Genomic DNA, 477 nt, shown 5'->3' on the forward strand with positions numbered 1-477 from the left:
GAAAGATGATGATCCCAAGAGCCAGATCAACGACAAGCCCGAGCTGAAGCAGAACAACAAAAGCGCGGCGCAAAACCGCTGGATTGCCTACAACAGGATGAGAGGCCAATACGCCAGTGCAATGGAGCATGCGGCGCCGGAGGCGTTCTGGGTGGATAAAATGAAGTGCAGCCATACGGATGAAAACGGGCGAATCCAGAACCCGACATTGAATCCGTGTGCGGAAGCCATCTCGGCAGTGAAAGCCATCGCCATTGCCCAAAGCGAAGGGCAGAAGATTTACACGATCAACAAACAGAATGCGCAGACGGCGCTGCAAAAGTTGCCCATAGGCGGAGAAGTGGGCAGTGAAATCAGGAATGCCGTCAATGCCGGCAAGGAAGTGACCGTGCATGAGAAAAGCATCAACAAGCACGGATGGAAGGGGTTTGGGTATATTGTTATTGATCCGGAGACGGGGGCCGGGGCTTATTTGAT

The 477-nt window shown here is 53.2% G+C and carries 1 pseudogene; it reads left to right on the forward strand.

Annotation, left to right across the window (positions count from 1 at the left end):
• Window positions 1–477 (forward strand): annotated as a pseudogene (locus tag QB898_RS13220) (hypothetical protein); the annotation flags it as partial.

It is taken from the genome of Ottowia cancrivicina (genome assembly GCF_029813755.1).
Lineage (GTDB): Bacteria > Pseudomonadota > Gammaproteobacteria > Burkholderiales > Burkholderiaceae_C > Ottowia > Ottowia massiliensis.